Annotated in this window: 18 protein-coding genes and 3 tRNA genes; 12 read left to right on the top strand and 9 right to left on the bottom strand. The window is 60.7% G+C overall.

The window, feature by feature from the left end:
• Positions 1–41 precede the first annotated feature (41 nt).
• Positions 42–1,028 (top strand): Ppx/GppA phosphatase family protein, encoded by a 987-nt coding sequence (locus CLV45_RS06985; RefSeq protein ID WP_211289914.1) that lies wholly within the window; start codon positions 42–44, stop codon positions 1,026–1,028.
• Positions 1,029–1,143: 115 nt separating this feature from the next.
• Here the strand turns inward: CLV45_RS06985 and ppk1 are convergent, their stop codons facing one another.
• From ppk1 to CLV45_RS06950, 7 genes are all read right to left on the bottom strand, one after another.
• On the bottom strand, positions 1,144–3,486 hold the full coding sequence (gene ppk1 / locus CLV45_RS06980; RefSeq protein WP_245882767.1) for a polyphosphate kinase 1: 2,343 nt from the start codon (positions 3,484–3,486) through the stop codon (positions 1,144–1,146).
• A 331-nt stretch (positions 3,487–3,817) separates the two neighbouring features.
• Positions 3,818–5,794 carry a DNA topoisomerase (ATP-hydrolyzing) subunit B gene (gene gyrB / locus CLV45_RS06975; protein WP_100335643.1) on the bottom strand — a complete coding sequence of 659 codons (1,977 nt, stop codon included), beginning with the start codon at positions 5,792–5,794 and terminating at the stop codon, positions 3,818–3,820.
• Between the two features lie 237 nt (positions 5,795–6,031).
• Complete coding sequence (locus CLV45_RS06970) at positions 6,032–7,414, bottom strand: T9SS type A sorting domain-containing protein (protein WP_100335642.1); 1,383 nt, start codon at positions 7,412–7,414, stop codon at positions 6,032–6,034.
• 356 nt (positions 7,415–7,770) lie between these two features.
• Positions 7,771–8,265, bottom strand: a complete 495-nt coding sequence (locus CLV45_RS06965) for a hypothetical protein (protein ID WP_100335641.1) — start codon at positions 8,263–8,265, stop codon at positions 7,771–7,773.
• Between the two features lie 240 nt (positions 8,266–8,505).
• Positions 8,506–8,579 (bottom strand) — tRNA-Arg (locus tag CLV45_RS06960).
• A gap of 115 nt (positions 8,580–8,694) precedes the next feature.
• Positions 8,695–8,768: transfer RNA gene (locus CLV45_RS06955), tRNA-Pro, on the bottom strand.
• Between the two features lie 90 nt (positions 8,769–8,858).
• Positions 8,859–8,949, bottom strand: a tRNA-Ser gene (locus CLV45_RS06950).
• A 193-nt stretch (positions 8,950–9,142) separates the two neighbouring features.
• Between CLV45_RS06950 and CLV45_RS06945 the strand changes: the two genes are divergently transcribed.
• The 10 genes from CLV45_RS06945 (at position 9,143) to CLV45_RS06900 (ending at position 21,465) form a co-directional block, all read left to right on the top strand.
• Positions 9,143–10,120, top strand: coding sequence for a VWA domain-containing protein (locus CLV45_RS06945; protein ID WP_100335640.1), 978 nt, complete (start codon positions 9,143–9,145; stop codon positions 10,118–10,120).
• Positions 10,117–11,097, top strand: coding sequence for a tetratricopeptide repeat protein (locus CLV45_RS06940; protein WP_157807339.1), 981 nt, complete (start codon positions 10,117–10,119; stop codon positions 11,095–11,097). Before CLV45_RS06945 ends, CLV45_RS06940 begins: the two co-directional genes overlap by 4 nt.
• Before the next feature lie 159 nt (positions 11,098–11,256).
• Positions 11,257–12,438, top strand: coding sequence for an acetyl-CoA C-acyltransferase (locus CLV45_RS06935; RefSeq protein WP_100335638.1), 1,182 nt, complete (start codon positions 11,257–11,259; stop codon positions 12,436–12,438).
• Between the two features lie 186 nt (positions 12,439–12,624).
• Positions 12,625–14,046 carry a toxin-antitoxin system YwqK family antitoxin gene (locus CLV45_RS06930; protein ID WP_170061825.1) on the top strand — a complete coding sequence of 474 codons (1,422 nt, stop codon included), beginning with the start codon at positions 12,625–12,627 and terminating at the stop codon, positions 14,044–14,046.
• Positions 14,047–14,630: 584 nt separating this feature from the next.
• Positions 14,631–15,032 carry a carboxypeptidase regulatory-like domain-containing protein gene (locus CLV45_RS06925; RefSeq protein WP_100335636.1) on the top strand — a complete coding sequence of 134 codons (402 nt, stop codon included), beginning with the start codon at positions 14,631–14,633 and terminating at the stop codon, positions 15,030–15,032.
• 170 nt (positions 15,033–15,202) lie between these two features.
• The gene (locus CLV45_RS06920) at positions 15,203–15,580 is read left to right on the top strand and encodes a hypothetical protein (RefSeq protein ID WP_100335635.1); all 378 of its coding nucleotides are present in this window, start codon (positions 15,203–15,205) and stop codon (positions 15,578–15,580) included.
• A 497-nt stretch (positions 15,581–16,077) separates the two neighbouring features.
• Complete coding sequence (locus CLV45_RS06915) at positions 16,078–18,537, top strand: outer membrane beta-barrel family protein (protein WP_170061824.1); 2,460 nt, start codon at positions 16,078–16,080, stop codon at positions 18,535–18,537.
• A 177-nt stretch (positions 18,538–18,714) separates the two neighbouring features.
• On the top strand, positions 18,715–20,190 hold the full coding sequence (locus CLV45_RS06910; protein WP_100335633.1) for a serine hydrolase domain-containing protein: 1,476 nt from the start codon (positions 18,715–18,717) through the stop codon (positions 20,188–20,190).
• A 111-nt stretch (positions 20,191–20,301) separates the two neighbouring features.
• Positions 20,302–20,964, top strand: a complete 663-nt coding sequence (locus CLV45_RS06905; RefSeq protein ID WP_100335632.1) for a TIGR02117 family protein — start codon at positions 20,302–20,304, stop codon at positions 20,962–20,964.
• Between the two features lie 135 nt (positions 20,965–21,099).
• A complete protein-coding gene (locus CLV45_RS06900; protein WP_157807338.1) occupies positions 21,100–21,465 on the top strand; it encodes a hypothetical protein in 366 nt (121 codons plus the stop codon).
• A 90-nt stretch (positions 21,466–21,555) separates the two neighbouring features.
• Here the strand turns inward: CLV45_RS06900 and CLV45_RS06895 are convergent, their stop codons facing one another.
• A complete protein-coding gene (locus tag CLV45_RS06895; RefSeq protein ID WP_100335630.1) occupies positions 21,556–21,921 on the bottom strand; it encodes a hypothetical protein in 366 nt (121 codons plus the stop codon).
• A gap of 165 nt (positions 21,922–22,086) precedes the next feature.
• Positions 22,087–22,875, bottom strand: coding sequence for an AraC family transcriptional regulator (locus CLV45_RS06890; protein WP_100335629.1), 789 nt, complete (start codon positions 22,873–22,875; stop codon positions 22,087–22,089).
• A gap of 214 nt (positions 22,876–23,089) precedes the next feature.
• Between CLV45_RS06890 and hisS the strand changes: the two genes are divergently transcribed.
• A complete protein-coding gene (gene hisS / locus CLV45_RS06885) occupies positions 23,090–24,490 on the top strand; it encodes a histidine--tRNA ligase (RefSeq protein WP_100335628.1) in 1,401 nt (466 codons plus the stop codon).
• The last annotated feature ends 359 nt before the right edge of the window (positions 24,491–24,849 follow it).

The following is a 24,849-nucleotide window of genomic DNA, read 5'->3' as shown; positions in this document are numbered from 1 at the left end:
CGTATCTTTGGCCTCTTCATTCACTCCTTTTCCCGCGCTGCATGAACTATCCGCTCCTGAAACTGGCTGCTATTGATATTGGGTCGAATGCTGTACGGTGTCAGATTTCAGCGGTGTTGCACTACGGCGACCGGTACCGGCTCAAGCGCGTGGAATACGTCCGCTACCCGCTCCGCCTGGGCGAAGACGTGTTTGCCACCGGCCGCATTTCTCCGGCCCGGGAAGACAAGTTCGTCAAGTTTCTGCACGCCCTCAAGCTGCTGATGGAAGTGCACGACGTGGCCCACTACCTGATCTGCGCCACTTCGGCCATGCGCACGGCCGCCAACGCCCCCGAAATTGTGGCCCGGGTGCAGAAGGAATTGAACATGCCCATTCAGGTTATCGACGGGCAGGACGAGGCCTTCTACATCAACCGCGTTATCGAGCACCTGCTGGAGGACAACAAGCACTACCTGCACATCGACGTGGGCGGGGGCAGCACCGAGTTCAACATCTACCACGACCGGCGCAAAGTAGCGTCCCAGTCGTTCGAAGTGGGCTCCATCCGGCGCATGCAGCAGGAAGAAAGCGGGTTGTCGAACGACGCGCTGAACGGCACCTGGCAGCGCATGGAAGACTGGGTGCGGGAAAACGGCCGCAAGTACCACGTCACCCGCGCCATCGGCACGGGCGGCAACATCAACAAGCTCTACAGCCTGGCCCAACCCTCGCTCGACAAGCCCGTCACGCGCCGCCGCATCGGCACGATTCTAAACAACCTGACCAAGATGACGATGGACGAGCGGGTGAATGTGGCCATGCTCAACCCCGACCGCGCCGACGTCATCGTGCCCGCCGGCCAGATCTACCTCTCGGCCATGGAATGGGCCAACATCAACCAGATGATCGTGCCCGACATCGGCCTCAAGGACGGCATGCTCCAAACCCTGTTCGAGCAGCACTTCGACGAAATTGACCCGCTCAACGAAAACGCCGACCATTTGCCCCTGGCTACCGTCCCGGGCCGCACCAACGGCATGGAATAACAAAAAGGCCGGCTGCATTAATGCAGCCGGCCTTTTTGTAGTTGTCAGTTGCTCGTTGTCAGAAGGAAGAACGACCTGACAACTAACAACTAACAACTGACAACTACTTACGGGCTCACGAATTGGCGAAGTCGGCCTTCTCGTCGGGCTCTCCTTCGACCAGGGCCTGCACTACGGCAACCTCCTGGGCAGTTTGCTCGGTTAGTTCTTCCAGCTCGTCTTCCTGGGCTTCGGCGCAGGCTTCGGCTAGCTCGTTGGCTTCCTCTTCGGCCAGTATCGCCGCGGCCGCGTCGTCGGCTTCTTGCTTGTTGCGGCGTACTTGTTGGAAGAGCAGGTGCAACAAGCCTTCCGGGGTGGCCGTGGCCAGGCGCTCCTCGTCGCGGCGGTAAAAGTCGCGGTGCACGTTCACAATTGGCTCGTTTTCGGCGGGGCGGTTGCGCACGTAAGCCCCGTCCTCGCGCATGAGGTAGGAGTTCTGATTATCAAGTAGATTGAGCATCAGAATGCTGATGGCCTCGCGCTTGAGCTGGGGGTTCACAATCAGGAACAGGGCCTCGATGCGCCGGTCGAAGGAACGCACCATGATGTCGGCCGAACCGGCGTAGACTTTCGGGTTGCCGGCCTGGTGGAAGTAAAACAGACGGGAGTGCTCCAGCAAATCACCCACGATGCTGCGCACCTCGATATTCTCGCTCAGCCCCGGCCGCCCCGGGCGCAGGCAACAGATGCCCCGGACCACAAAGCGAATCGGCACCCCGGCCTTGGAAGCTTTATAAAACTCGTCGATGAGCTCTTTGTCTTCTAAGGAGTTCATCTTCATCACAATGCCGCTGGGCAAGCCTTTTTTGGCGTTGCGCACTTCCTCCCGAATCAGGTGAATGATCTGCTGACGCATGTCCTTAGGCGCCGTAATCAGGTATTCGTAGTCGTCGGGCTGGGAGTGGCCGGTTATTACGTTGAAGAATTCCGACACGTCGTGCCCGTACACGTCGTTGGTGGTGAGCAGGCTCACGTCGGTGTAAATCTTGCTGGTCTGCTCGTTGTAGTTGCCCGAGCCGATGTGTACGTAGCGCGTCACCTTCTCCCCTTCCTTGCGGATAATCATGAGCATCTTGGTGTGCGTCTTGTACTTGCTCACCCCGTAAATCACGAAGCAGCCGGCCTTTTCCAGCCGGGAGCCTTCCCGGATGTTGCGCTCCTCATCGAAGCGGGCCTTTACCTCGAACAAGACCGACACGTGCTTGCCGTTCTCGGCGGCCTTGAGCAGAGCGGCCGTTACCCGCGAGTCGTCGGCCAAGCGGTAGATAGTTTGCTTGATACCCAGCACGTGCGGGTCCTCGGCGGCCTGCTCCAGCAGCCGCACCACCGGCTCGATGCTGTTGTAGGGGTGGTGGAGCAGCACGTCGTGGTGCTTGAGGAACTCGAACAGATTTTCCTCGGCCCCGTCGGGCAAGCTCAGCGGCGTCACCGGCGCCGGCTGCCGCGTCGATTTACCCCGGAAGTTCGGGTGCTTCAAAATCTGCAGCAGGCCCTTCATGTCGATGAGGGAGTTGATGACGAAGACGTTGCCGTTATCAATCTTCCACCGCTCCTTGAGCACGGCCATCATCACCGGCGAGGCGTCGTTTTCAACTTCCAGCCGTACGACCCGGCCCTTCTTGCGGGTTTTGAGGCCCACCTGAATTTCCTTGATGAAGTCCACGTCGATGTCGTCCGACTCTTCCAGGGTAAAGTCGCCGTTGCGGGTAATGCGGAACAAGTCGGCCGACACGATTTCCACGTTGCGGAACAGCTTGGGCAGGTTGGCCCGCACTATTTCCTCGATGGGCACGAAAATGACCTTGTCCTTGCGCGTGAGCTCAAAGAAGCGCGAGAGGTTCTGCGGAATCTGCACGAAGGTGAGCCGCTCGTGACCGTTGTCCATCACGCTGTCGGGCCCGGTGCGGGTTACCACGCCGAAGATAAGCATCTGGTTCATCATCAGCGGGAAGCCGTGGTAGGAGTCGTACACCATCGGCGTGAGCAGCGGGAAAATGGTGTTTTTGAAGTAGCCGTCGGCCTTCTTCAGCTCCAATTCCGTCAGCTCATCCATGCGCAGAATGTTGAAGCCGCTCTTTTCAAATTGGGGCTTCAGCTCGTTCTGGTAGGTCAGGGACTGGTCATTCACGAAGCGGTGGGCAAAGTCGAGCAGCTTGCGCCGAAACGGTAGCTCCCGCAGCCCGGAGTAGTCGACGCGCTCCTTGCCGTAGTCGAGGTAGTTATAGAGCGAGCCGACCCGAATCATGAAAAATTCGTCGAGGTTGGACGAGGTAATGGCCAGAAACCGCAGCCGGTCAAACAGGGTGCGGCTCGTGTCCTTGGCCATGTCCAGCACCCGGTAGTTGAAGCGCAGCCAGCTCAGGTCCCGGCTGATGTACTTGCTTTTGCGAATGAGGTCGGCGGATTTGAATAATTTCATGGCTCGGTGCTAATGCGGGCTAAGATACGCAGCTGGGCCGCGCAAAGGCGTATTTTGAAGGTAAGAAATAATGGCCGGGCTTTGATTTCAGCCAGCGCCCGAACCTCAACCGTGGTAGTCCGGCATCAGTGCGCCAGCCGCACTGTCTGTGCTGTCTGTGTTCCTCGAACGTTGTAGAGACGCGTATTCGCGTCTCGCCGTTGAACATCAGAAGCTAGGGCGTTCGAGGCAACGGCTGGGACGCGGCTTAGCCGCCTCTGTACCTAAGGTATTTGTTCGGCAAGCACAATAAAAAAGCCCGCGGGAAGCGGGCTTTTCTACTACTTGGTGCTTATACGTCCAGCTTGGCGTATTTGGCGTTTTTCTCAATAAAGTCGCGGCGGGGCGCTACTTCGTCGCCCATCAGCATGGAAAACAAGTGGTCGGCCTCCACGCCGGAGTCCACGTCCACGCGCTTCAGGGAGCGGGTATCGGGCTGCATGGTGGTGGTCCAGAGCTGCTCGGCGTTCATCTCGCCCAGACCTTTGTAGCGCTGCACGTTCACCGTTTCGGGCTTGCCGCGGCCCATTTCCTCCTGGGCGGCCATGCGCTCCTGCTCGGTCCAGCAATACCGCTCTTCCTTGCCGCGCTTCACCAAGTACAGCGGCGGCAGGGCAATGTAGATGTAGCCTTTCTCGATCAGCTCGGGCATGTAGCGGAAGAAGAAGGTCAGAATCAGCGTCCGGATGTGCGAGCCGTCGATGTCGGCGTCAGTCATGATGATGACCTTGTGGTAGCGGAGCTTGTCCAGGTTCAACGACCGGGTGCTGCTGCCGTCGTCCTCGTCGGTCTTCTTCTCGAAGCTCACGCCGAGTGCCGTAATCATGTTCCGGATTTCCTCGTTCTCGTAGATGCGGTGCTCCTGGGCCTTCTCCACGTTCAGGATCTTACCCCGCAGCGGCAGAATGGCCTGGAAGGCGCGGTTGCGGCCCTGTTTGGCGGTGCCGCCGGCCGAGTCTCCTTCCACCAGGTAGAGCTCACACAGCTCCGGATCCGACTCCGAGCAGTCGGCCAGCTTGCCGGGCAGGGAGTTGGAGCCCAGCACGGTTTTGCGCTGCACCATCTCGCGGGCCTTCTTGGCGGCTACCCGAGCCTTGGCGGCCAGAATCACCTTTTCAACGATGACGCGGGCTTCCTTGGGGTTTTCCTCCAGGTACTGGTTCAGGATTTCGCCCACCACCTGGTTCACGGCGCCGCTCACTTCGGAGTTGCCCAGCTTACCCTTGGTCTGGCCCTCGAACTTCGGCTCCTGCACCTTCACCGAAATAACAGCGGTAAGGCCCTCGCGGAAGTCGTCGCCCTGAATCTCGATCTTGGCCTTGGCCACTTCCCCCGATTTCTCGGCGTAGGCTTTCAGCACCCGGGTAATAGCCGAGCGGAAGCCGGCCACGTGGGTGCCGCCCTCGTGCGTGTTGATGTTGTTGACGTAGGAGAAGATGTGCTCCTGGTAGGAATCGTTGTACTGAAAGGCCACTTCCACCGGAATGCCCCGCTCGGTCGATACGTACACCGGCCGGGTCATCAGCACGGTACGGTTGGCGTCGAGATACTGCACGTACTCGGCCACACCGCCCTCGGAGAAGAACTCGTCGCGCTGCTCCTCGCCCCCGTCGGCCGGCGTGCGCAGGTCGGTGAGTACGATACGGATGCCGCGGTTCAGGTAAGCCAACTCGCGCAGACGGGTAGCAATCCGCTCGTAGGAGTAGATCAGGGTTTCGTCGAAGATGCTCGGGTCGGGCTGAAACCACACCTGGGTGCCCCGCTCGGTGGTGTCGCCGATCTGGCGCACGTCGTACTGGGGCACGCCGATGGTGTACTCCTGCTCGTAGATGTGGCCGTCGCGCTTAACCGTAACGTGGGTATGGGTGCTCAGCGCATTCACGCACGATACGCCCACGCCGTGCAGGCCGCCGGAGGTCTTGTAGCTGTTCTTGTCGAACTTGCCGCCGGCGTGGAGCACGGTTAGGGCAATTTCCAGGGCAGACTTGCCAAATTTCTGGTTGATGCCAACGGGAATTCCGCGGCCGTTGTCTTGTACTGAAATGGCGTTGCCCGGGTGGATGGTCACCTCGATGTGGTCACACTGCCCGGCCAGGGCTTCGTCGATGGAGTTATCGACTACTTCCCACACCAGATGGTGCAGTCCTTTGATGCCCGTATCGCCGATATACATGGAAGGGCGCTTGCGCACGGCTTCCAGGCCCTCGAGTACCTGGATGCTATCCGCGGAGTACTCGGCGCCGCCTTTTACTTCTTTCGTTTCGCTCATGTAAGACGCTATTATTTCAGCTTTCTACTAACATACAAAGATACCGATTTTATCCGGTTTTTGCCAGTATTTGCGGGTTTCAACCGGCTTTAGGCTCAACCAGACCCGTGAATTTGCCTGCTGGGCGAAAGAGTCTTTCCCAGCCTCCGCCGGAAGCATACAGCCCAGAGCGCGACTACCAAAAAAAAGCCCTTCCCCGGGTTAGGGGAAGGGCTTTTCAGCTTACTCGGGAAATGACTACTCAATCACCAGCTTCTGCTGAGCCACACCATTTTCGGTGCGCAGCTCCAGGGTGTAGAGACCTGCCTTCTCCTTGCTCAGGTTAATGGTAGCGTTCTGCGAGGCAATGGCCGTAGCATTCAGCTGCTGGCTGAGCACCTGCCGACCCAGGGCATCAAACACCCGCACGCTGGTACCCGCCTTGATGGCCGAGTTCAGCGTCAGAGCGAATACGCCCGAAGCACTTGGGTTGGGGTACACGGCCAGGGCTTTTTGCAACTCTGCGTTGCGGGAAGTACCCAGGATGGTGGCAGTAGCTTTGTAAACGCCACCGGCGCCGGTATCATCGGTGAAGCTACCTGCATAACCAGCAGTGCGGCTAGCGAAGCTAACCGACGTGTACTGCTTGTTGCGGTCGATGTCAATCCAGGTAGCACCGTTGTCTTTGCTGTAGGACGAGCCGTACTGCGCCAGGCTGGTGGGGCTAGCCACGTTGGGACCAACGCTGACAATCAAGTTAGTACCGGGTACGCTGGAAATATCGCTGCTGCCGAAGTTGCCGGTATAAGTACGGGGCTGCCAGGTAGTACCACCATCTGTGGTATATACCATAGTCAAACCATTATTGGCAATACCGTTGTTGGCATCAGTCATAACGATTGCGCTGATCTGGCCCGAAGACCCAAACGCCGGAATTGCGCTTGAAGCAGTCCACGTCAACCCACGGTCCGTAGACTTCAGAATACGAGCGGGCTTGCCGGTTGCGTCATCAGCCTCAAAGTGCGAAGTACCCGCCCAGATCGTGTTGCCAAGAGCAAAATACGAGCCTACCAGTCCGTATTCATGAGCATCAAGAGGAGTTGGCAGATTGGCAGACGGCACCCGGGTCCAGGTGGTACCACCGTTGCTGGTCGTGTACACTTCGAAGTAACCTGAGGTTGGGTCACCCAGCGTTACACCGTTGTTGGCATCGAAGAAATACACCCAGTTGGCAAAGCTACCCGGTGCGCTATACTGCGAAGAGGAAGTAACCTTCGTCCAGTTTTTGCCGGCATTCGTAGTCTTAAGAATCTCGCCGCCGGCGCCAAACTGGGCTACGTAGGCAGTGTTGGCATCCATAGCGTGGATGTTAGCCGCCTGATAACCGTTGGTACCGGTAATGGAGCCAGCCTGCCAAGAAACCCCGCCGTTAGCCGTGCGGGCGAAGTTATTAACTGGGGCATTAGCAACGCCACCTTCCCGCAGCAGTTGCCAGGCTACATCGTTGCTAACGGTGTAGATAGACGAACCATAAAAGCCCGGAGGGGTTTCCGGGTTGGTCGTGTTTTGCAGAACCCATTGCGCCTGCGCCGAAAGGCCCAGACCGCACAATAGTGACAGGGGGAGTAAGATTTTTTTCATTGGAAAAGAAAGGGTTAAGTAAAGAACTGAAAGGCAAGGGTGTTGCCTTAGGTGATACGGCTACTACGAAGATTACAACATCTTCGCCGCCCAAGATAGACCTTTCTCCCAAAAAATTCCACTCAATAGCTTGTTTTGGCCAAGTTACTGCGTCTTTACTGAGGCGGCGGACCGTTCAAACGACTTTTTTCAGTCGCTTTACGGTTGAGCTACCCGCGGGGACTCGCCAAAGCCAGTAGGCTGCCACCCAAGCAGTTTCTAACGCGCCACGCTTCTTGACAGGCATGGTGCACCCTGTAGAAGTCAAAGCCCAGTTGCCGCAAAACCAGGTGTGGGATGGTCGGAATAAACAGCCTCTACAACTTTTCGAGGTACGTAAAGTCGAATTGTCCTTTAGTCAAATCCACTGGAGCACTAAGCAGCCTACACCCCGTTGCATGGAATATTCCACTAACGCGCTTCGTGGCTTCATCAAACCTGGTTATTTCCACTTCTACACGCGCTGGGCTACAATCGGAGGAAAGCCAAGCAGTGCTATACTTGTCGTGGTAGGAGACATCGGCCGTCATCTTACCTACCGTTATAGAATAGGCGTCTAGGCTAACGCCGATGTACTCATTCTTAACTTGGGTGGGAAGGTAGATGAACAAGCTAACGTAGGGCTTAAAATCCCTGACTGGGGAATACCACACTTCCGCCTTGGTCATATCTATTGGAAAGGCGGCCCCATTCAGTTGAACAGCAGCCGTATTCACCGGCGGATAGACGGGCTGCGGGAGTTCTTCCTTGGAGGAACAGGCTGTCAGGCTCAGGAAACCAAACAGCCCGAGAAGTGCAGTTAGGGTATTCATTATTCACCAGCAATAGGTTAAGTCAATCCAAAGCTACCGTATCCGCTCATCAAAAGCGTACCCCCTGGAATGCCCATCACCCACTGCGCTTTTCGCGTCCGCTCTTTCCCTGAGCAGTTGGCCCCCAAGGTGGCTGAGCGAAGTCTTGAAACGGCCCTTAGACTATAGCAAGGGCATACTAGTAGGCACCAATAACAAATGAGTCACCCAACCCGAAGGCTGAGTGACTCATTTTTAGGGTACCCCGTAAGAGATTCGAACTCCTGACCTACTGCTTAGAAGGCAGCCGCTCTATCCAACTGAGCTAACGAGGCAAGGATGCAAACAGTAAGCCTGGCAAAGGTAGCGGAAGACTTCCGGCTTACAAAAAAAAGGCCTTCTGAGCGGGTCAGAAGGCCTTTTGGTTTCAATAGTTTGAAACAGATAACGTCGGGGTGGCAGGATTCGAACCTGCGGCCTCCTGCTCCCAAAGCAGGCGCGATACCGGGCTACGCTACACCCCGAAACAAACGGAGGTGCCCTCGATGAGAGGAACAACCCGATGAAGGGAAACTTTTCAGGATTCTGGCGTTCCAAGGCCCTGAAAAAACCCGTGGCGGAGAGAGGGGGATTCGAACCCCCGGTAGCCTTTAGAGCTACGGCAGTTTAGCAAACTACTGGTTTCAGCCACTCACCCATCTCTCCTAGACAAGCTCCCTTAGTGCTGTAAGGGTGTGCAAATATACGAGTAGAACGCAAAAACAAAGCTCCCCGGAAAAAAAATCTTCATTTTCGGGCACCGTGCGGCAGTTGCCGGAAACCTATCTTTACGCCCTACCCGGGCCGCCGGCCGCCGTTTCTGTATGAATCCTAACCAGTTGAGTTTAGAAGGAGCACGATGAATTGGGCCTATCCCTTTTCCTGGGCAGAGCTGCTGGGAGCAATATTTTTTTTAATTCTCTACGCCGGCTACGCCTTGCGCACCCGGCGCCTGGCTGCTCCCCTGGGGCAGCGTGGGTGGCGCTTGGGCTGGAAGCTGGCCCTGCGCCTACTGTATTTCCCGCTGCTGCTGCTGGCCTTGCTGGGCCCGGCCTACGGTGTCACCCAGCAGCCCGTGCGCACGGCCGGCAAGGACGTGTGGCTGCTGGTGGACCTGTCGCGCTCCATGGACGCGGCCGACGTGGCCCCCACCCGCCTGCAAAAAGTAAAGGCCGAGCTCAGCACGCTGATTAACCGGTTTCAGGCCGACCGGCTCGGACTCATCGTCTTTGCCGGGGATGCGGCGGTGCAGTGCCCGCTAACCTACGACCAAAGCGCCCTGCAACTGTTTTTGAATACGCTCGAAACAAACCTGGTGGCCGCGGCCGGTACCGACCTGGCCCCCGCCCTGGAGCTGGCTCTGGCCCGCATGAGCGCGACGCCCCAAGTGGCGGGCAGTCCGGCCCGGGTGACGGCCCTGGTGCTAGTAAGCGACGGGGAGGACTTCGGCGAAAACCTGGAGCCCACGCTGCGGGTGCTGGCCCGCTCGGGAGCCCGCCTCTTTAGCATGGGCGTCGGGACGCTGGAAGGCGCCCGCCTGCCCCGCCCGGCCGGCTCGGGCTACTTAAAGGACGCGCGGGGCCGGGAAGTGGTGAGCCGACTGAACCCAACGGCCCTGCGCCGCCTGGCCGAGCAAACCAACGGACAGTATTTTGAACTAACCGACCGGCGCAATGAATTTCCCTTGCTGGTCAATGCCCTTAACCGCATCGAGGGGCAGGCCGAGCAAGTGCGTACGGTGGCCGTGGCCGACAACCGTTACCGCTACCCGCTGGCACTGGCCCTGCTGCTACTAGCGCTGGATATCCTATTGACCATAAAAGTGATTCGCCCGTGAGAGTTCTAGTAGTAGTGCTGCTGCTGGCGCTGCCGAGCTGGGCCAGCCTGACCCGCATCCGGGACCGGAACGAGGCTCTATTGGCGGCGCAGACAGCCTATAGCCGCGGGGAGTTTACCCAGGCCGCCCAGCTCTACCGCCGGGCCGTGGAGAAGCTCGGGGCCCAGGATGAAGCTGTGGTGCTCAACACCGGCCACGCGTTTGCCCGGGCTGGTCAGGTGGCCCAGGCGCGGGCCTACTATGGGCGGCTGCTGGCCAGCCGGGCCCCGGCCGTACGCAGCGTGGCCCGGCAACAGCTGGCCGTGCTGGCGGCTCAAAAAGGGGAATACGCTCAGGCAGTAAGCTTGCTGCGCCAGGCCCTGCTGGCCGACCCCACTAATAAGAGTGCGCGCTACAACTACGAGCTGCTGCGCGACTTCCTGGCCCGGCGCCCGAACGAGCCCCAAATGCCTCCGGCGGCAAAACCGCAACCGGACGCCAACCAGCCCGGCAAAGACCAGCAACCAAATCGGCAGCCGGATACCCGCCCCGGCCAGGACAAGCAAGGCCAACGCAACGACCCCACCCAGCCCGAAGACCCGCGTAACCAGGCCCAGCCGCGCCCTGACCCAGCTGGCCAGCGTAACCCAAACCAGCCCCAGCCCGGCGCCGGCAGCCAGGCCGGGGAGAATTTCCAGCCTGGGCAGGGCCCGCAGCAACGCGTAGCTCAGGGTGCGCGGCCCGGCAGCACCCGCGGCCTGGACTCGGGAGCCGGGGCCGAAGCCAACGGAGCCCGGAGCCCACAAGCCGGCAGTGAGCAGGCTACGCTCAATGATACCCAGCTGCAAACCCAGCGGGAGCGGCTGCAGCAGATGAACCTGAGCCCGGGCCAGGCCCGGCAGCTGCTGGATGCGTTGCGCACGGCCGAGGAGCAGTACTTACAGCAGATGCCCCGCCGTTCAGCCCAGAAACCCGACCCCAAAAAACCAACGTGGTAATACAACCTCGGCAAACAACGCGGGCCGGCTACAGGTTTGGCAAACGGTGATGGGTCGGCCTCTGCCTAATTGCTCGGCGGAAACGGCCGGGCTGGCTGCAAGCAGCGCAATTCGTACTTTTAACCCGTCATTCACCCAAAACTCCCACCCTTACCCTTTATGCAAACCAAGGAAGTATATATCATTTCGGCCGTGCGCACGCCCATCGGCAGCTTTGGCGGCAGCCTGGCCTCGTTGTCGGCTACCGAGCTGGGCGCCATTGCTCTGAAAGGCGCGCTGGAAAAAGCCGGCGTCGATGGCCAGGAAGTTGACCAGGTGATTATGGGCAACGTTATTTCGGCCAACCTGGGCCAGGCTCCGGCCCGGCAGGCAGCCAAGAAAGCCGGTCTGCCCGACACGGTGGAGTGTACCACCGTAAATAAAGTCTGCGCCTCGGGCACCAAGGCCATCATGTTTGCCGCCCAGGCCATCATGCTGGGGCAGTCGGACGTGATTCTGGCCGGCGGCATGGAAAGCATGTCGAACGTGCCTTACTACCTCGACAAGGCTCGTTTTGGGGCCAAGTACGGCCACAGCCAGATGATTGATGGTCTGATGAAGGACGGCCTCTGGGACCCGTACAACGATTACGCCATGGGCAACGCGGCCGAGCACACGGCCAAGGAAATGGGCTTTACCCGCGAGCAGCAGGACGAGTTTGCCATTGAGTCGTACACGCGCAGCGCCAAAGCGGCCAAGGAAGGCAAAAAGAAAGACGAAATCGTGCCCGTAACCATCGAAAGCCGCGGCAAAACCACGGTCATCGAAGACGACGAGGAATATCTGAAAGTAGACTTCACCAAAGTAGCCGGCCTGCGCCCCGCCTTCACCAAGGACGGTACCGTAACGGCGGCCAACGCCTCGACCTTGAACGACGGAGCCGCCGCCATCCTGCTCATGAGCAAGGAAAAGGCCGAGGAGCTGGGCGTAACGCCGATTGCCAAAATCCGCGGCTTCGCCGATGCCGAGCAGGCCCCGGAGTGGTTTACCACCTCCCCTTCCCTGGCCATTCCCAAGGCCCTGAAAAATGCCGGTGTGGACGCCAGCGAAGTGGATTTCTACGAAATCAACGAGGCTTTCTCGGTGGTATCGTTGGCCAACAACAAGCTGCTGAACCTGGAAGGCACCAAGGTTAACGTATACGGCGGGGCCGTGTCGCTGGGCCACCCGCTGGGGGCTTCGGGGGCGCGCATCGTGACCACGCTGCTGAACGTGCTCAAGAACGAGGGCGGCAAAATCGGGGTGACCGGCATCTGCAACGGCGGCGGTGGCGCCTCCAGCCTGGTCGTGGAACGCCTCTAGTACCCGGCGGCGCCGCTGCCTGAAGCCGCGCCGTTTGTTTGATCTGGTGAAAAGCCGCTCTTCTATATAGAGCGGCTTTTTATTTGCTATTTCGTTTCGGCAAACTAAAGCCTACTGGCTTGGCGTTTGCAGACCGGGCGCAAACTAGCCAAAGCTGGATCCGCTTTTTTCTCCTTATTGATGACAGTGAACAAGTTGTTTTCTTTTCGATTCGCGCTGCTGGCCGCCGCAGGGCTGCTTACCACCCAAGCTGCCCAGGCCCAGAAGCTGCGCCGCCTGGTGTCGTATTACGACTCGACCAACACCCAGAAACGGGAAGTATACTCGGCCCTGGTGGCCGGCGACACCGTGCTGGAAGGTTCCTACAAACGATTTTACCGCTCCGGCAAGCTGGAAGCCCAAACCCGCTACGCCGGCGGCAAGCGCGACTCGGCCTACGTGGAATTTCATCCCAGCGGGCAGCGCCGCCTGGAGGTGACCTACAGCCAGGGCACGCGCCAGGGCCCCTTCAAGACCTACTACGAATCGGGCAAGGTGGCCCAGGAAGGCACCTACGACAACGACCAGCCCACCGGCACGCTGCGCTACTACCATCCCAGCGGCGAAATCAAGCTCGAAACGACGCTCACCAACGGGCAGCCGGCCGGCGTGGTCCGGGAGCTGTACCCGACGGGCAAGCCCAAGGCCGAAATAACCTACCAGAACGGGCAGGCCAATGGGCCGGTGAAAACCTACTTCCCCAACGGGCAGCTGCAGAGCGAAGCTACCTTCAGCCGCGGCCTGCTGGCGGGCCCCTACAAAACCTACTACGACAACGGGCAAGTGGAAACCGAGGTGCTGGCCGACCGCACCGGCCGGGGCAGCTACCGCAGCTACTACCGCTCGGGCAAGCTGCGCACCGAGGGCACCTACGTGGCGTCGGCACTGAATGGGCGGGCCGTGAAAAACCCGCTCGGCGACGATTTAACCAAGCAGGCCCACCAGATGGCCGGCGGCACGGCCAACCTGGAAGGTCCGGCCAAGGCCTACTACGAAAGCGGGGCCGTGAAAAGCAAAATGACCTACCGCAACGGTGTGCTGACCGGTACCCAGCAGGATTTTTACGAATCGGGCAAGCCAGAGCAAACCATTGAGTACGCCAACCAGGGCCGGGACCGGAAAATCACGCTCTACTACGAGGACGGCATGGCCAAGGGCGAGCAGCAGTACAAGAACGGGCAGCCCAACGGCACTTGGCGCGTCTTCTACCCCGGCGGCAAGCAGGTGCAGACCCAGGAAATCTACGTCAACGGCAAGCTCAGCGGCGAGAAGCTGACTTACTTCGACAACGGCACCGTGCAAAGCAAGTTGACGTATGAAAATGGCCGCCCGGTGGGCGTAGGTCGCGAATTTTACGGCTCGGGCAAGCTGAAATCCGAAACTACGTACGTGAAGGGCCTCAAGGCCGGGCCGTTTAAGCAGCTGCGCGAAGATGGTACCACCGAAATCAGCGGGGCTTTCCGCAACAATAAGGAAACCGGCCTTTGGACCTATTTCGGGCCCGATGGTAAGACCGTGACCAAAAAAGTAACCTTCCGCAACGGCCAGGAAGTAAAGGCCGGCAAGTAGGAGCTTTTTTGAAGCCAATCGGGGCCATTGTCCCCCATTACATCCCCGTTGCTCTGCTCAGGCTGCAGAGTGACGGGGATTTTTATTTGCTTTTATATCCCTGACATACAATTAGTTACCTGATATTTAGAACACTGAATATAAAAAAAGTTCCCGCTCTAGGCAGCCCTTTGGCCCTGGCTTCCATCTTATTACCGTGCTGCAAGTAATAGTGCATGGTGGTTCCCGCAAACTACAATTTGCCAGATTTTTTCCCCTGTAAATGCAAGGATTTTCAAGCAAATGAAAATAAATTTTAAAACTACCTTGCATCACATAGTACCATATGTTACCTTTGTCATGTTCTTCCACTCTGCCTGACGGGGAAACGGTCTAAAGGCCGCCTCCGGGCCCACCGCCACCGGAGTGGCCCCACTACTCTGGGGCGCCTGCCCCTCGGCATGTTGCGCAAGCAGCTCCTGCTGGGGCCAGAACCTACCTGCTCATTGCGTTGACCGGCCTACTCGTCCGGAACAGAACCGCGGCTGTTTGGACGCGCACTGGCTGGCCTTTGTCTTCACTCATCCTTTTCTCCTGTCCCTGCTATGAAAACTCCCTTCGCTTTCCGTGCCCTCGCCGTGTTTATGTTCGTTGCCCTGCTGATTTCTAGCGTGCAGGGTTCCTCCACTCCCACGGCGCACTGTGGCACCCTAACTGGGGTGCTGCGCGATGCCGACACCCATGAGCCCATTCCAGGCACCAATGTGGTGCTGGTCACTAGTACCGGTAACCGCCTGGTATGCAGCGCTAAAACCCGACCAGACGGCACTTTCCGCCTCATCAACGTGCCCTTCGGTAGCTACAAGGTGCACACCACCGTGCTGGGCTACCAGCTGCAGCAGCCTACTGTGGCCTTCAACGCCAAGCAAGCCCACGTGGCCCTGGGCACCCTGAGCCTGCAGCCTCTTAATTCCCAGCTGTTAGCTTTTTCTGCCTCCGCCCGGTAACCATCCGCAAGTAGCGCAGTTACCCGGTTGTTGATCAACGCTTAGCCCCTGGTACGCCGCTTTTTACCGGTCGTCTTTCCCCGCTTTTCCTTCTCTGGTACGCTTGCCTTTTTGGTCGGTCGCGGGTGCGGCTGCCCGGTACTTTCCCCACTCTTTTCACTTTCTGAGCTATGAAAACTTCCCTGATTTCCCGTCTGAGCCTGCTGGCAGTTGTATTTGGTTTGTCTATCTCGGTGGCCTCGGCCCAGCCAACTATTTACACCGAAGATGCTAAACAGCCCGGCATGGGCTACTGGACCATCGAAACCGACGCGGCCCATCACGACTACAGCATTGTGCGCTTCTACACGGCGAGCCACGAAAAAATCTACGAGGAACGCCTGGATGAGCTGTGTTTGGACCCTAGCAAAGGCACCACCGCGTGCCGCCGTACGGCCCGCATGCTCAACTCGGCCCTGGTGCAGGTGCAGCGCACCCGCAACACGTCGATGATTTCAAACGGTCTGGGCCTGAACCGCCGCGTGCAGCGCACGTACGCCACCCGCTAGTCGGCCCCGGCCCGGCATTATAACCACTTATCGGCTGGCTGCGGACGCTTATGCAGAGGCTCCGCAGCCGGTTGGTAAGCCGGTTGGGAAAGCTAAATGGTTTGCTCCTGTCCCGTTAGCCGCTGCTGGCTACTTAGCATATAGTTGTTTTACAATCGGTTATCCAACCAATATCGTAAGACAATTATTTTTTTGAGAAGGTACCTTGCGTTACATAGTACCTTTTAGTATGTTTGTATCAGTTATTCGTTTCTCCCTTTCCCGCCGCCTGCCCAACTGGGGCAATCTGGCACCGGCCATCCCCAACTTACTGCCTAGCGGCAGTTCCCAATGCTTCGTGGCTACTGCCGCGCGGCCGGACAGTTGGCAATGGTTGCCGGTTTCCGAAAGGCCTTTTTAGCTTCTACTCCCTTCCTGCGCAAAGGAAGCCCAGCGGATCCGCGGCCGCCTGGATGGGCTCTGCCTTGCCTGGTTTTTCACTCACACTCCTTCTTGTCATGAACTTCTCCTCTGCTTTTAGCCGGGCGCTGCGGTGCCTGGGGTTGCTTGTTACGCTCCTGCCCCTGGGTTTGCGGGCCCAAAATCCCGGCGCGGGGCCGGGTTCGGTAGCCGGTACCCTGCTCGATAACAGCAACGGTCAGCCCCTGCCTTTTGCCAACGTAGTGCTGCTGCGGGCCCAGGACTCCACCTTTGTGGAAGGCACCCAAACCACTGAAAACGGCACTTTTACCCTCGACAAGGTAGCCCTGGGCAATTACCTGGTGCGGGCCACCGTGCTGGGTTACCAGCCCCTGCGCCGCCCGGTGAGCCTAACCGCTGCCGGTCCCGCCGCTAAGCTGGGCAGCCTGAAGCTGCTGAGCACTACCACCCAGCTGGCCGGCGTGACGGTGCAGGGGGAGCGGGCCGCCGTGGTCGACAACCTGGACAAAAAGGTGATTAACGTGGAGAAGGACCTGAGCAGCGTGGGCGGCACGGCCGTAAACGTGCTCCAGAACGTGCCCTCCGTGTCGGTAGACCAGAGCGGGACGGTGAGCATGCGCGGCAGCAGCAACATTACGGTGCTCATCGACGGCAAGCCCAGCGGGGCGGCCAACGGCGGCACCGGTACCCGCCTAGAGCAGATTCCGGCCAGCGCCATTGAGAAAGTGGAGGTTGTGACCAATCCGTCGGCCCGCTACGACGCGGCCGGCTCGGGCGGGGTGATTAACATCATTCTCAAAAAGCAGCGCAAGGACGGCTGGAACGGGCAAGCGACGGCCAACCTGGGGACGGCCGACAAGTACAACACCTCCCTGAGCCTGAACCGCCGCCGCGGCAAGGTGAACGTCTTTGGCAGCTACAACGCCCGTGACGACCGGTACCGCCAGCAAAATAACGTGGACCAGACCGTGGTGCTCGACAACCAGACGATTTTGCTGCACCAGGAAGGTCGGGGCCAGCGCCACAACAGCAACCACGAGGGCCGCGTGGGCCTGGACTACACCATCAGCCCCGAGCAGAGCCTTACTTTTACGGCCGAGCCCCAGGTAAACCGCGGCCGGAATACGGCCAGCCAGCAGGCCATCCTGAACGGGGAGGCCCAGCAAAACACCCAGCGGGTACCGGAAAACGTGAATACCCTGGATTTGTCGACCGATTACCGCCGCACCTGGGCTAAGCACAAGGGCCGGGAGCTGACCGCCAACCTGGGCTACACCAACCTGTGGGCCGACGTAATGGTGGCCCAGCAGCTGACCACCGCCAGCCAGGCCGAGCCCGAGTGGCAGCAGGACCTGGGCGTGCGCCTCAAGGCCGCGTACGGGCAAGTCGATTACACCCACCCGCTGGATTCGGTGAGCCGCTTCGACATGGGCCTCAAAGGACAGTGGCAAACCAACCACGGCACCGACGACTACCTGGTGCAGAACACCGACCAGCCCTGGAGCTACACCCGCATTGCGGACCGCTCGGTGGCCTACACCTTCCAGGAATACCTGCAGGCCGGCTACGCTACCTACCAGCTGCAGCGCGGCAAGTGGAGCTACCAGGGCGGCGTGCGGGCCGAATACACCCACACCCAGGGCAACGTAGTGGGGGGCCAGGGCGCCTTTAACCTCAACTACCTCAACCTGTTTCCCTCGGCCACGGTGGTGCGCACCCTGCCCGGCGACCAGCGCCTGCAGCTCAGCTACGCCCGCCGCCTGAACCGCCCCAACTTCATGCAGCTGCTGGCTTTCCCGCTCTACCAGGACCAGCGCAGCTACCGCCTCGGCGACCCCAGCCTGCGGCCCGAGTACATCAACGCCTTCGAGGTAGGCCACCAGGTGTCGATGGGCGGGGCCAGCCTGAACACCACGGTATTTTTTCGCCAAACCAACAACGCCATTCAGCGCATCCGGGAAGTGGATGAGGAAGCTACCCGCCTCAACGGCGCCGCCGGCGTGGTAACGGCCGAGCGGAACCGCAACTTCGGCCAGACCCAGAGCTACGGCCTGGAAATGAGTCTGAATCAGCCCCTGGCTAAGTGGTGGCGCCTGACGGCCAGCGGCTCGCTGTTTCGCAACTCGGTAACGGCCCTGGCCAACACCGAAGCCAGCCGCCGCAACCTGACCGGCACGGCCCGCCTGATGAACAGCTTTACGCCCCTGCCCAAGCTCGACGTGCAGGTAACGGGCACCTACCGGGCCGCCGTCATCACGCCCCAGGGCCGCCTGCTGCCCCAGGGCGGCATCGACGTGGCCCTGCGCCAGAAGCTGTTCAACGACCGGGGCGCCCTTACGCTGCGGGTGAGCGACATTCTGAACACCCAGCGCCAGCGCATCGAGGCCTTCGGCGACAATGGCTTCCGCGCTACCTACCTCAACAAGTACGAAACGCGCGTCGGCTACCTGGGCTTCAGCTGGTATTTCGGCTCCAACAAGCCCCCGAAGAAGATTGAGTCGGCGCCCCAGGGCGGCGGTGGCGGCTTCGGCGGCTAAGCCGGCCCAGCACCCGGCGGCTTGCCAATCGGTCCTTCTGAGTACGCCTTGGAAGGACCGATTGACAACCAGCCCAACCAGCAAAAGCCGGGAATTTTGCAACCTGGCTTTATAGTAGCTAATCAGTATATTTTCGCTCCCGAATTATTCCCTCTTACCATCGTTCCTCCGAGTTTCATGAAAACGACAACTTGGCTTGCTGCCCTATGCGCTGGCCTGAGCCTGACTACCAGCGCTATGGCCCAGCCAACTACTACATCGGACAGCGTAGATGCCTTCGTGCGGGCTCGGATGCAGCAGCTGCGCATTCCCGGTTTGCAGTTGGCCGTGGTACACCACGGCAAAATCGTGAAGCTGGGCGAATACGGCCTGGCCAACGTGCAGGACTCGGTGCCCGTGACCCGCCGCACGATATTTCCGATTAATTCCATTACCAAGGCTTTCACGGGCGTGGCCGTGATGCAGCTCGCGGAAGCCGGCAAGCTGGACGTGGGCGCCCCTATCGGTCAGTATTTACAGGGCCTGCCGGCCGCTTGGCAGGGCGTGACTATCCGCCAGCTGCTGACTCACACCTCCGGCCTGCCCGACATTATGCCCGATGACACCCAGGTAACGGCCGACGAGCAGAAAGCCGCCTGGGCCGCCGTGCAAACCAAGCCGTTGGAGGCCAAGCCCGGGGAGAAATTCAGCTACAACCAAACCAACTACCTGCTGGTGGGTAAGCTCATCGACCAACTCAGCGGCAAGCCGTTTACGCAATTCATCGAGGAGCGCCAGATCCAGGCCGCCGGCCTGCGCCGCACCACCTTCGGCGATGCCCTCAGCGTGGTACCGCACAGCGCCCGGGGCTACTCCTATTTCTTCTCCGTGGACGGGGAATTGCAGCGCACCAAGGAGCTACACAACATGTTCGAGGTGTTTGCGCCCATGCTACGCACGGCCGCCGGCCTCAACTCGACGGCCGAGGAAATGGCGGCCTGGGTGCTGGCCTTGCAACAGGGCAAGCTGCTGCAACCCGCCAGCCTGACCACGCTCTGGACGCCCGCCCGGCTCACCAACGGCACCACCGCCGGCTTCAGCAAGCAGCTCAACGGCTACGCCCTGGGCTGGCCCACCGTGGCCCGCCCCGAGCACCGGGCCGTGGCGCCGGTAGGCGGCGGCCGCTCAACCGTGTTTCTCTACCCCGACGACGACCTGGCCGTGGTGGTGCTCACCAACCTGACGGGTGCCAACCCCGACCGGTTCGTGGACGAGCTGGCCAGCTACTACGTGCCCGATATGCGCCTGGCCAGCGGCTTTGGCCTGCCGCCCGCGCTGCGCAGCCTGCACAATGAGCTCCGGAAGCGCGGCTTCGACCACGCCTTGGAGCTGGTGCGGCAGCAGCAAAAGAAGAACCCCGGCTACCAGCTGCCCGAAGCCGAGGTGAATGCCTGGGGCTACAACCTGCTGCGGCAGAATCAGGCCCGGCAGGCCCTGGAAATCTTCAAGCTGAACGTGAGCCTCTACCCCAAGAGCGCCAACACCTACGACAGTCTGGCCGAAACCTACCAGGAGCTGGGCAACAAGCCGCTGGCCGCGAAAAACTACCAGCAGGTGCTCAAGCTCGACCCGCAAAACCGCAACGCCGCCGCCCAGCTCAAAGCGCTGCAGTAAACCAGGATATTGGCATACAAGGCCGCGGCACCTGCCGCGGCCTTGTACGTTTTCTGGGCAGGGCAGCAAGTATTCGGAGTACTTTTGGGTTTCACCCGCGTTGCCGCTTGTATGTACCCCGCCCTGGCTTTTCTCTTCCTGTTTTTTGCCGGCGGCCTGGTGCCCGCCAACCGGCAGTTTCGGCAGACGCCGGGCGGAATTCCCGTCTTTGTGGTATCCAACGGGTTTCACACCGACATTGTGCTGCCCCTGCTGGAGCCCCGCACCGGCACCGACTGGCTGCCCCAGCTCGGGCAGCCCCAGCTCACGGCCCGGTTTGCCCAGTACCGCTACGCGGCTTTCGGCTGGGGTAGTGAGCGGTTTTACCTCGAATCGTACGGGGGCCACCTGCCCAAACTCGGCACCATTCTGCGGGCCGTGGGGCCGGGCCGCACCCTGATGCACATCGACTTTTACGAAGGCGCCCCCCGCCCCGGCCGGCACGTGGTCAGCCTGCAGATTTCCGAAGCCGAGTACCGCCGCCTGACCGAGCTGATTCAGCAGTCGTTCCGGCCCGACAGCACCGGCCGGCCCGAGCTGCGCAACGCGGCCGGCTACACCCCCGACGACTTCTTTTTCCGGGCCCGGGGCCGGTACCACGCCCTGCGCACCTGCAACGACTGGACCAACACCACCCTGCGCCGGGCCGGGCTGCGGGCGGCCCTCAAAGCGCCGCTGGCCGGCAGCGTGCTGTTTCAGACTAGGCGCAGCCGCCTGCCCAAGACCACCGAGTAAGCTCGTCCCTAGGCGTATTTTCTTGCCAACAGTCCAAATTTCCTTGCTTAATACCAAGTCCTAAGCAGAATACCACACGTATCAGGAACCCGGCTGCTAACTGTGGAGGCCGGCCCACCAGTACGCGTTGTTGCTATGCTTGATGTTCATCGTGAGGAATTGCCCAAGAGCTACCTGCTGGTGCTGGCTCCTTCCCACCACGCTACCGATGAAATCAAGCTGACGCGGGCCCTGCACCGGGCCAGCCGCAGCCCCAAACCGGCCATCTGGGTCGACTGTAGCCTGCTCGACCACCTCTCGGCCGAGGCCATCGACCTACTGCTGGCCTACGCCTACCTGCTGCACTGCCAGAACCGCCGCTTGGTGCTTTGCCACGTGCCCGACAACGTGCGCCACCATTTCCTGGACCTCGACGCCGAATCCCAGCCCCTCGTAGTGCCTTCCCTGCTGGATGCGGAAACCATTGGCGGAATGGACCCCGGCTCGTTTGCTCCGCTCTGAAAAGCCGAAAGCCGACTGAGTTGCAGTCGGCTTTGGCAATAACGCAACGGCTGGCAACCGCCATTACCAACCAGTAATGCGGGGCTAGCTTCAGCGGACAGCGTACACGCGCTGCACCCGGCGGTTTTGGCCCAGCTGCAGGGCCAGCATGGTCGTGGTTTGGCGGGCCGTGGCGGGGTCGCGCAGCACTTGCTGCAGGGCCAGGTTGAGCTGCCGGGTAGTGGCCCGGCAGGGTCCGGAGTCTTTACTTAAGCCCAGGCACAGGTTGTCGATCCGCTCTTCGTAGATGAGTTGGTTCTGGTCGTTGAAAAAGCGGATAATGGTGTAGTCGCGGGTGGTCAGGTTGGTTTCCACGTTCCAGTAGCCCCCCGTGGGCAGCGGGGCCGCAGCTCCCGCCAAGGCGACGCCCAGCGCCAGCATCAGCAGGCTCAGGCGCACGAGTACGTACGTTTTCATAGCAAGATCAGTCGAAGGCAAGGCAGCAGATGGGCGCCCGCAGGCGCGGCAGGGAGGCAGGCCGCCAGCAGCATGACCGGCGCGGGGGAGCACGAATGACCGAACCCAAGATACAATGGGGCCGGGCGGAAGTATTGGATAAAAGCGACACGGCCCCAAAACAGCCTACGAAACCCGGGCCGCGGCGTGGTACTGCTGCAGGTAGTGGCCGGGCGCCTCACCCGTGAAACTGCGAAACTCCCGGATGAAGTGGGCCTGGTCGAAGTAGCCGCACTGGTAGCTGATATCGGGCCAGGGTAGCAGGGGCTCCTGCTCCAGCAGCTGAAATACGTGGTTGAAGCGGGCAATGCGGGCGTAGAGCTTGGGCGTAATGCCCACCTCGGCCACGAAGCGCCGCTCCAGCTGCCGCCGGCTCAGCTGGGCAGCCCGGGCCAGGTCTTCCAGGGCTACCTGCCCGTGCTGGTTTCGAATAGTGGCCGCCACCGGAGCCATGGCGGCCGGCCGCGGCGGCTCCCGCCGAATGTGGCGCCGCAGCAGCTCCTCAGCCGCCGCTACGGGCGCCAGCGGGCTTTGGCGCACGCACCAGGCCAGCTCCCGGGCAAAACGCTGAATGGGCCCGGCGGGGTCGGCGGGCTGGGGCCCGGCCACGGGCTGGCCAAACAGACTGTAAAAGCCCGTGGGCTGCAAATACACGCCCAGCAGACCCACCCGGCTGCCGGCGGGCGGATACAGCTGGCGGCGGGTGGTAAAGCCCAGCAGCTCCACGACCGGTCCGGCCGCGGGGCCCGGTGCCGCGCCCGGCTCGGGGTAGCCCAGCACGTGAATCCCGTTGATCAGGCCCAGCAACACCGGGGGCCGGCCGGGCGCGGCCGTGGCGGCTTCGTAATCCCAGAGGGAGTACTGCTCGACGTAGGGGGCTAGTTCCGGGGCCGGAGGAAAAGACTGAACGTGCATGATGTAAGGGGCGGGCCACCCACGCCGCCGCCGCCGACCCGCGCAATGCCAACCCGATGAAGATACGACTTCCGGGGCCGCCGGGCATTGTAGAAAAACGGCAGCGGGGCCCACATGATGATGTGAAACCCGCCGGCCCGGCCTTGCCCGATTGTTGCTGGCAGAAGTCAGCCGGGGCGTTGTACCTTCGCGCCATCATTCCGCATAACACCCGATGAGCGTTCAGAAACCCAGCATTCCGAAAGGCACCCGCGACTTTGGCCCGGCCGTGGTGGCCCGCCGCAACTATATTTTCGGCATTATCCGCCGCACCTTCGAGAAGTTCGGCTACGCCCCCCTGGAAACCCCGACCCTGGAAAACCTGTCGGTGCTGACCGGCAAATACGGCGACGAGGGCGACCAGCTCCTGTTTAAAGTCCTCAATTCGGGCGACTTCCTCAAGGACGTCACGGTCGAGGATTTGCAGAACGAGGACGGCAAAGCCACCCGCCGGGTGCTGCCCAAAGTGGCCGAAAAGGGCCTGCGTTACGACCTGACGGTGCCCTTCGCCCGCTACGTGGTTATGAACCGCGGCACGCTCACGTTCCCCTTCAAGCGCTACCAGATTCAGCCCGTGTGGCGCGCCGACCGGCCCCAGCGCGGCCGCTACCGGGAGTTTTACCAGTGCGACGCCGACGTAGTGGGCACCGATTCGCTGCTCTGCGAGGCCGAAATCGTGCTGATGATGAGCGAGGTGCTGAACGCGCTGGGGTTGACGGACTATACCATCAAAATCAACCACCGCGGGGTGCTGCGCAACATTTACCAGGCCCTGGGCAGCGAAGCCCGCGAAACGGACCTGTTCGTGGCCATCGACAAGCTCGACAAAATCGGGCGTGACGGGGTAACCAAGGAGCTCCTGGAGCGGGGCTTTTCGGCGGCGGCCGCCGAGCAGTTGTTTGGCCTGCTGGCCGTGGAGGGCTCGTTTACCAACAAGCTGGACAAGCTGCGCACCGCTTTTGGCGCCGCCCAGGTGCCCACCGATGCCCCCGACGCCTACAAGGGCTTGCAGGAGCTGGGCCAGGTCGTGGACTTCCTCACCAGCTTCGGCTTCGAGCAGTTCGAACGCCTCGAATTTGACCCGACCCTGGCCCGGGGCCTCTCCTACTACACGGGCTGCATCTTCGAAATCAAGATCAACAACGTGAACATGGGCAGCGTGAGCGGCGGGGGCCGCTACGACAACCTCACGGGCGCCTTCGGCCTGCCGGGCGTGTCGGGCGTGGGCTTCTCCTTCGGCGTCGATCGGCTCTACGACTGCCTGGAGGAGCTCCAGCTCTTCCCCGAAAGCGCCGCCGCTACCACCCGCTGCCTGCTTACCAACTTCGACGCCGAGGGCATGCGCCAGCTGCTGCCGGTGCTGCGGGAGCTGCGGGCGGCCGGGGTGCCGAGCGAAATGTACCCGGAAAGCAAGAAGCTGGCCCAGCAATTCAAGTACGCCGACGCCAAGGGTATTCCCTACGTGCTCATTCAGGGCCCCGAGGAGCGGGCCGCGGGTCAGTTCAAGCTCAAGGAGCTGCGCACCGGCGAAGAAAAAACCCTGACGCTGGCCGAAGTGCTAGCCACGCTGGCCTAGTTTCGGCGGGCCGGCCGCCGCGGCGGCAAACCCACCGGCTGAGTACCAGAATGCGTCGTGGAGGCTTCCGCGACGCATTCCGCGTTTTAGAGCGGCCCGCTGAACGCTCCGCAACGCGTTCCGCATTTTGGAATGGCCTGCGGAACGTTCAGCGGGCCGCTCCTCATTTTAGAATGCGTTGCCGAACCTGATTTTATCCATTCCGAAACGCGGAATGCGTCGCGGAAGCTGATTTTACGCATTCTAAAATGCGGAATGCCTTTTGACAGCCGTTAGGGCTTGTTTCCGCGCAGTCGCTCGGCTATTGCCGAGTGACGATTACGCGTGAGCAGCTCTGCTGCGAATTAATCCGCGCCGCT

The sequence above is a fragment of the Hymenobacter chitinivorans DSM 11115 genome, assembly GCF_002797555.1.
Lineage (GTDB): Bacteria > Bacteroidota > Bacteroidia > Cytophagales > Hymenobacteraceae > Hymenobacter > Hymenobacter chitinivorans.
Note: the sequence above shows the minus strand (reverse complement) of the source record. Positions and strands in the feature narration are given on the sequence as shown.

Coding starts and splice junctions, on each gene's coding strand:
- CLV45_RS06985 (WP_211289914.1), top strand. CDS start 42: ATGAACTATCCGCTCCTGAAACTGGCTGCTATTGATATTGGGTCGAAT.
- ppk1 (WP_245882767.1), bottom strand. CDS start 3,486: ATGAAATTATTCAAATCCGCCGACCTCATTCGCAAAAGCAAGTACATC.
- gyrB (WP_100335643.1), bottom strand. CDS start 5,794: ATGAGCGAAACGAAAGAAGTAAAAGGCGGCGCCGAGTACTCCGCGGAT.
- CLV45_RS06970 (WP_100335642.1), bottom strand. CDS start 7,414: ATGAAAAAAATCTTACTCCCCCTGTCACTATTGTGCGGTCTGGGCCTT.
- CLV45_RS06965 (WP_100335641.1), bottom strand. CDS start 8,265: ATGAATACCCTAACTGCACTTCTCGGGCTGTTTGGTTTCCTGAGCCTG.
- CLV45_RS06945 (WP_100335640.1), top strand. CDS start 9,143: ATGAATTGGGCCTATCCCTTTTCCTGGGCAGAGCTGCTGGGAGCAATA.
- CLV45_RS06935 (WP_100335638.1), top strand. CDS start 11,257: ATGCAAACCAAGGAAGTATATATCATTTCGGCCGTGCGCACGCCCATC.
- CLV45_RS06925 (WP_100335636.1), top strand. CDS start 14,631: ATGAAAACTCCCTTCGCTTTCCGTGCCCTCGCCGTGTTTATGTTCGTT.
- CLV45_RS06920 (WP_100335635.1), top strand. CDS start 15,203: ATGAAAACTTCCCTGATTTCCCGTCTGAGCCTGCTGGCAGTTGTATTT.
- CLV45_RS06915 (WP_170061824.1), top strand. CDS start 16,078: ATGAACTTCTCCTCTGCTTTTAGCCGGGCGCTGCGGTGCCTGGGGTTG.
- CLV45_RS06910 (WP_100335633.1), top strand. CDS start 18,715: ATGAAAACGACAACTTGGCTTGCTGCCCTATGCGCTGGCCTGAGCCTG.
- CLV45_RS06905 (WP_100335632.1), top strand. CDS start 20,302: ATGTACCCCGCCCTGGCTTTTCTCTTCCTGTTTTTTGCCGGCGGCCTG.
- CLV45_RS06900 (WP_157807338.1), top strand. CDS start 21,100: ATGCTTGATGTTCATCGTGAGGAATTGCCCAAGAGCTACCTGCTGGTG.
- CLV45_RS06895 (WP_100335630.1), bottom strand. CDS start 21,921: ATGAAAACGTACGTACTCGTGCGCCTGAGCCTGCTGATGCTGGCGCTG.
- CLV45_RS06890 (WP_100335629.1), bottom strand. CDS start 22,875: ATGCACGTTCAGTCTTTTCCTCCGGCCCCGGAACTAGCCCCCTACGTC.
- hisS (WP_100335628.1), top strand. CDS start 23,090: ATGAGCGTTCAGAAACCCAGCATTCCGAAAGGCACCCGCGACTTTGGC.